This window comes from Streptomyces carpinensis (genome assembly GCF_002154505.1).
Taxonomy (GTDB): Bacteria; Actinomycetota; Actinomycetes; order Streptomycetales; family Streptomycetaceae; genus Streptomyces; species Streptomyces carpinensis.
Genome location: NZ_MUBM01000439.1, coordinates 197 through 5,885 on the forward strand (window position 1 = coordinate 197; position 5,689 = coordinate 5,885).

Sequence of the window (5,689 nt, forward strand, 5' to 3'; positions counted from 1 at the left end):
GCTGTCCGGCGGCCAGCGCCAGCGCGTCGGCCTCGCCCGCGCCCTGGCCGCCGACCCCGAGGTGCTCCTCTTCGACGAGCCGTTCAGCGCCCTCGACCCGCTCATCCGGCGGGACATGCAGGAGGAGGTCGTCCGCCTGCACCAGGAGGAGGGCCGCACGATGGTCTTCATCACCCACGACCTGCAGGAGGCGCTCAGACTCGGTGACCGCATCGCGCTGATGCGCGACGGCCGCGTCGTCCAGCTCGGCACCCCCGAGGAGATCGTCGGCTCCCCGGCCGACGACTACGTCCGCGAGTTCGTCCGCGACGTACCGCGCGAACAGGTGATGACGGTGCGCGGGGCCATGCGCCCGGCCTCCGCCGAGGAGACGGGCAACGGCCCCGCGGTACCGCCGGAGGCCACGGTCGCCGAAGCCATCGAGGCGGTGGCCCGGGCGGGCGCACCGGCCCGCGTGGTGGACGAGGGCAGGTGCGTGGGCCTGGTCGACTCCGAGGCGCTGCTGGGCGTGGTCGCGGGGGTCACCGACGTGCCCACGAGCGGTCGGGCCGACGCGGAGGCAGACGCAGTCGCGGGCGGTCTCGCCGCCGCGGCACCGGTGGGCGCCGGGGGCGCCTCCTCCTCGGCGAGCTCGGCGGGGGTGCCCCGCCCGCGCGGGCAGGCGACCCCGCCCGGCGCCGGCACCGACGCGGGGGCCGTCTGATGGCGACGATCACCGCATCGGCACTCCGTTCGACACCCGGCGCCCTGCGCCACCCCGCCCTGCGGAAGCTGGCGGTCCTCGCGGTCCTCGCCGCAGTCCTCGGCCCGCTCGCGGGCGCCCACTGGGCGGGCAGCACCTGGCCGCACGAGCTGACGGTCGACCTCACCAAACCGCTCACCGGCGCCAGCACCTGGATCATCGACAACCGCGACAGCCACCCTCTGTTCCTCTACTTCTTCGGCTACGTCAGCAACGCGGTCGTCATCTCCGTACGGGCCGTGTACCTGTTCCTCCTGGCCGCGGGCTGGGCCGGCGTGACAGCGCTCGGCGCAGCCGTCGCCTGGCGGGTGGCCGGAGTCCGCCTCGCCCTCGGCACGGCGGCGGCGTTCCTCGCCTGCGGTCTGCTCGGCATGTGGGTGCCTACCATGCAGACCCTCGCTCTGATGGTGGTCGCGGTGCTCGCCTCGGTGGCCGTCGGGGCGCTGCTCGGTCTCGCCGCCGGGCTGTCGGACCGCATGGACCGCGCGCTGCGCCCGGTGCTGGACACCATGCAGGTGCTCCCGGCGTTCGCCTATCTCCTTCCCGTCGTCCTGGTGTTCGGCATCGGTGTCCCCGCGGCCGTCCTCGCCACGGTCGTCTACGCCGCCCCGCCCATGGCCCGTCTCACCGCGCTCGGCCTGCGCGGCGCCGACGCCGAGGTGCTGGAGGCGGTCGAGTCCCTCGGCGCCACCGGTCGCCAGCGCCTGCTGACCGCGCGCATCCCGCTGGCCCGCAAGGAACTCCTGCTCGGCCTCAACCAGACGATCATGATGGCGCTGTCCATGGCCGTCATCGCCTCCGTCATCGGCGCCGGCGGCCTCGGCGACCGCGTCTACCAGGCGCTCGCCTCGGTCGACGTGGGTGCCGCGCTGGCGGCCGGCATCCCGATCGTGCTGCTGGCCGTCGTACTGGACCGGGTGACCGGTGCGGCCGGAGGGGCGAGCCCCGCTCGGGCGGCGTCGGGCGCCTCGGGGAGCCGCGAGCGGCGCGGTGCCCGTGCGCGGCTCGGCGCGCTCGCGGCCGTCGCCGCCGTCGTGGCCGTCGCCCTGGTCGCGCGACTCGCGGGCCGGCTCGACTGGCCCACGGGATGGACCGTCGCCATCGCCGAGCCGGTCAACCGCGCCGTCGACTGGATGACCGCCCACCTGTACTCGGGCGTCCCGTACATCGGTGGCACCGCGGACTGGGCGGGCCACTTCACCACCTGGGTCCTCGACCCGGTCCGCTCCGGGCTGCAGTGGCTGCCCTGGTGGTCGGTGCTGTTCGTGGTGGCCGCGCTGGCCTGGCTGATCGGCACCTGGCGCACCGCGCTGACCGCCGTGCTCGCCATGGCCGCGATCGGGGTGCTCGGCGTGTGGCAGCCGTCCCTGGACACCCTGTCCCAGGTGCTCGCCGCCGTCGCCGTCACCCTCGTCGTCGGCTTCGCGACCGGCATCGCCGCGGCCCGCAGCGACCGCTTCGAGAAGCTGCTGCGCCCGGTCCTCGACGTCTGCCAGACGATGCCGCAGTTCGTGTACCTGATCCCGGTCGTCGCGCTGTTCGGCGTGGGCCGCGCCCCCGCCGTCGCCGCCGCCGTCGTCTACGCCCTGCCCGCCGTCGTCCGGATCACCGCGCAGGGCCTGCGGCAGGTCGACCCGGCGGCCATGGAGTCCGCCCGCTCGCTGGGCGCGACCGGCGGACAGCAGCTGCGCCAGGTGCAGCTGCCGCTGGCCCGCCCGGCGCTGCTCCTCGCGGTCAACCAGGGCGTGGTCCTGGTGCTCGCCGTCGTCATCATCGGCGGCCTGGTCGGCGGTGGCGCGCTCGGCTACCAGGTCGTCTTCGGCCTCGCCCAGGGCGACCTGGCGACCGGCCTGGTCGCCGGCGTCGCGATCGTCTGCCTCGGTCTGATGCTCGACCGGGTGACCCAGCCGGCCCGGCGTGACGCGAGGAAGGGAGCGTGACATGAACCGTGCCATGAATCCCGCCCGCGGCGCGGCCCGGACCGTCACCCGCAGGACGGCCCTGATCGCCGCCGGAGCGGCCACGTGCTCGCTGCTGGCCGGCTGCGGCGCCGCCGACATGACCAAGCAGGCCTCGCCGTTCGCGGGCGCGCAGGGCGCCAAGACCGTGACGCTGTCCGTGCAGTCGTGGGTCGGCGCCCAGTCCAACGTGGCCGTGGCGCAGTATCTGCTGGAACACGAGCTGGGCTACCGGGTCGACACCGTCCAGGTCGACGAGGTGCCCGCCTGGGACGCGCTCAGCCAGGGCCGGGTCGACGCCATCCTGGAGGACTGGGGCCACCCGGAGCAGGAGCAGCGCTACGTCAAGGACAAGAAGACGATCGCGCCCGGCGGCGGACTCGGCGTGACCGGGCACATCGGCTGGTACGTCCCCACCTACCTGGTCAGGCAGCACCCCGACATCACCGACTGGCACAACCTCGACAAGTACGCCTCCCTCTTCCGCACTGCGGAGAGCGGCGGCAAGGGCCAGCTGATGGACGGCTCGCCCTCCTACGTCACCAACGACAAGGCGCTGGTGAACAACCTGAAGCTGAACTACCAGGTCGTCTTCGCGGGCTCGGAGGCGGCGCAGATCACCCAGATCAAGCAGTTCGCCAAGGAGAAGAAGCCGTTCCTGACCTACTGGTACGCGCCGCAGTGGCTGTTCAAGAAGGTCCCCATGACGGAGGTGAGGCTGCCGCCGTACAAGGAGGGCTGCGACGCCGACGCCGCCAAGGTGGCGTGCTCCTACCCGCACACCCCGCTGCAGAAGTACCTCAACGCGGACTTCGCGCGCCGCGGCGGCAAGGCGGCCGCCTTCCTGAAGAAGTTCAGGTGGACCACCGAGGACCAGAACGAGGTCTCCCTGATGATCGCCGACCAGAAGCTCACTCCGGCCGAGGCGGCGAAGAGGTGGGTGGACAGCCACCCTTCGGTGTGGAAGAAGTGGCTGTCCTGAGCGGCGCTACCGGAGTCCGGCGGCGATGTCGCGCAGCGCCTGCGCGGCCCGCCGCTGGAGTCCCGGCCCGAACGTGATCCTGGTGGCCCCGAGCTCGCCGAGTCCGGCGGGCGCGGGGCCCGAGCCGTCCAGCCGGGCCAGCATGTTCAGCGGGCCCTGGATCCCCGCCCGCAGCAGCGGCAGCACGTCCACCGGGGCGAGGATCGGGTAGATGCAGTCCGCGCCCGCCGCCGTGTACAACGCGGCCCGCTCGATGGCCCGTTCGGGATCGCCGTCGCCGTGGGCGAAGACGTCGACGCGGGCGTTGAGGAAGAGCCGGTCGGCGGCGGCGATGCGGACCTCGGCGAGGAAGTCGGCGTGCTCGTGCGGGTCCTTCAGGGTGCCCCCGCCGGAGTCCTCGAGGTTGCAGCCGACGGCCCCCGCCTCCAGCAGCCGCTCCACCAGCTCCTTCGGGGCGAGCCCGTAGCCGTCCTCGATGTCCGCCGACACCGGCACGTCCACCGCCCGGGCGATCCGGGCCACGGCCGCGAACATCTCGTCGGCCGGGGTCTTCCCGTCCTCGTACCCGAGGGAGGCGGCGACCCCGTGGCTGGGTGTCGCGAGCGCCGGGAACCCGGCCTCGGCGAATACGCGGGCACTGGCCGCGTCCCACGGGCCGGGCAGGACCAGCGGGTCGCCCAGGGCGCGCCCCAGATGCAGCGCGCGGAACACCTCGACCTTGCTCGTCTCCGGTGACGTCACGGCTGGTGACCTCCGGGCCGGTACCCTCCCGGCGGGACGCGACGGCCGACCATCAGCCGGTTCCAGCCGTTGATCACGCTGATCAGGCCGATCAGGTGGGCGAGGCCGGCCTCGTCGAAGTGCTTGGCGGCCCGCTCGTAGACCTCGTCCGGCACGAAGCCGTCGGTGAGGACCGTGACCGCCTCGGTCAGGGCGAGAGCGGCCCTCTCCCGCTCGGTGTAGAGGTCCTCGGTCTCCTCCCAGGCGCCCAGGAGCTGGATGCGGTCCTCCGACTCGCCCGTCCTCCGGGCGGCCTTCAGGTGCATGTCGAGACAGAAGGCGCAGTGGTTGATCTGCGAGGCGCGGATCATGACCAGCTCGGCGAGGGCCGGGTCGCCCAGCCCCTTCTTCGCCGCCGCGCTGAGCGCCGACATGGCCTGCTCGACGCCGCGGTCCAGCAGCTGTGTACGGGGCGCGGCGGCCGTCACTTGTACTGTCCCGGCGTGTAGTGGCCCGGCGCCATCCGGCACGTCACGCCGAACCGGTTCCAGGCGTTGATCACCGTGATCGCGGCGATCAGCTGGGCGAGTTCGGCCTCGTCGAAGTGGCGTGCGGCGTGCTCGTAGACCTCGTCCGGCACGAAGCCGTCGGTGAGGACCGTGACCGCCTCGGTCAGCTCGATGGCCGCGAGCTCCTTCTCCGTGTAGAAGTGCCGCGACTCCTCCCAGGCGCTGAGCTGGATGATCCGCTCGACGCTCTCGCCGGCCGCGAGGGCGTCCTTGGTGTGCATGTCCAGGCAGAGGGCGCAGTGGTTGATCTGCGAGGCGCGGATCTTGACCAGCTCCAGCACCTTCGGGTCGACGCCCTCACGGGCGGCAGCGTCCAGCCGGACCATCGCCTTGTAGACCTCGGGAGCGTGCTTGGCCCAGGCCAGACGGGGGCTGCGCTCCGGGGCGTACTCGGGCGAGTTCTCGGTGCTCGTCTTCCGGTCGTTGTTCGCCGTGGTCGTCATGGTTCGACCCTAGGCGCGAAGCAGCCCAGGAGTATGGTCCATTTCCATGGCGAGAACGTGGGCCACTCTGGGCGTCGACCTGCATCTGGAACCGACCGGACCGGGCGTGCGCCGCGGGCTGACCGACGCCCTGCGCGAGGCGGTGCGCACCGGCCGCCTCGCCCCCGGCACCCGGCTGCCGTCCTCCCGCAGTCTCGCCGGCGACCTGGGCATCGCCCGCAACACGGTCGCCGACGCCTACGCCGACCTGGTCGCCGAGGGCTGGCTCACCGCCC

7 protein-coding genes are annotated in these 5,689 nt (G+C 73.1%); 4 read left to right on the forward strand and 3 right to left on the reverse strand.

Annotated features, from left to right (window positions below; all coding sequences use genetic code 11):
• The 3 genes from BZY54_RS42370 to BZY54_RS42380 form a co-directional block, all read left to right on the forward strand.
• Nucleotides 1–703 (forward strand): ATP-binding cassette domain-containing protein (locus BZY54_RS42370; protein ID WP_244217606.1); only part of this gene is annotated, 703 nt, incomplete at its 5' end.
• Nucleotides 703–2,682: an ABC transporter permease gene (locus BZY54_RS42375; protein ID WP_086730699.1), complete on the forward strand. Its 1,980-nt coding sequence runs from the start codon at nt 703–705 to the stop codon at nt 2,680–2,682. The genes BZY54_RS42370 and BZY54_RS42375, both read left to right, overlap by 1 nt.
• Before the next feature lies 1 nt (nt 2,683).
• Complete coding sequence (locus BZY54_RS42380) at nt 2,684–3,682, forward strand: ABC transporter substrate-binding protein (RefSeq protein ID WP_425276374.1); 999 nt, start codon at nt 2,684–2,686, stop codon at nt 3,680–3,682.
• A 6-nt stretch (nt 3,683–3,688) separates the two neighbouring features.
• Here the strand turns inward: BZY54_RS42380 and BZY54_RS42385 are convergent, their stop codons facing one another.
• From BZY54_RS42385 to BZY54_RS42395, 3 genes are read right to left on the reverse strand one after another with little or no spacing between them, the layout of a single operon-like run.
• Nucleotides 3,689–4,423, reverse strand: a complete 735-nt coding sequence (locus BZY54_RS42385; RefSeq protein WP_086730700.1) for an isocitrate lyase/PEP mutase family protein — start codon at nt 4,421–4,423, stop codon at nt 3,689–3,691.
• Entirely contained in the window at nt 4,420–4,836 is a 417-nt protein-coding gene (locus BZY54_RS42390) for a carboxymuconolactone decarboxylase family protein (protein WP_086730703.1), read from the reverse strand. The genes BZY54_RS42385 and BZY54_RS42390 overlap by 4 nt, the downstream gene beginning before the upstream one ends.
• Nucleotides 4,837–4,886: 50 nt before the next feature.
• A complete protein-coding gene (locus BZY54_RS42395) occupies nt 4,887–5,414 on the reverse strand; it encodes a carboxymuconolactone decarboxylase family protein (protein WP_086730701.1) in 528 nt (175 codons plus the stop codon).
• A gap of 46 nt (nt 5,415–5,460) precedes the next feature.
• Here BZY54_RS42395 and BZY54_RS42400 point away from each other — a divergent pair.
• The coding region (locus BZY54_RS42400) for a GntR family transcriptional regulator (RefSeq protein ID WP_143668253.1) at nt 5,461–5,689 on the forward strand (229 nt) is incomplete at its 3' end.